The organism is Arthrobacter oryzae, from assembly GCF_037911235.1.
GTDB lineage: Bacteria > Actinomycetota > Actinomycetes > Actinomycetales > Micrococcaceae > Arthrobacter > Arthrobacter oryzae_E.
In genome coordinates, this window is record NZ_JBBLYW010000064.1 from 1 (window position 1) to 375 (window position 375).

1 protein-coding gene is annotated in these 375 nt (G+C 61.9%); it reads left to right on the top strand.

All coding sequences use genetic code 11. From position 1 onward, the window contains the following. Window positions 1-375, top strand: a 375-nt coding sequence (locus WMN78_RS16910) for an IS3 family transposase (RefSeq protein WP_340534890.1), incomplete at both ends; no start/stop codon positions are given.

A 375-nucleotide genomic window follows, 5' to 3' on the forward strand; every position in this document is an offset into this window, starting at 1 on the left:
TCTCCCGGTCCTGCTGCTGGTCGCGGGCCTGGCCCGGTCGACGTTCTTCTACCACCAGGCCCGGCTTCGGGCTCCCGACCCGAAGGAAGCACTCCAGGCTGCAGTCACGGAGATCTTCACGAAAAACCATAGCCGCTACGGGCACCGGCGCATCCATAGTGAACTTGCCAGGCAGGGCTGGGCGGTCGCGAAGAAGACCGTGCTGAAACTTATGCGCTCACTACAGCTGTTCTGCAAGGTCCGGCGGAGGAAGCGCTATAACTCTTACCAAGGCGAGCAGGGCGCTATTGCCCCGAACCTGCTGAACCGGAAGTTTGATGCTGACGCTCCGAACCAGAAATGGGTCACGGACGTGACGGAGTTCCGCGTCGGGGA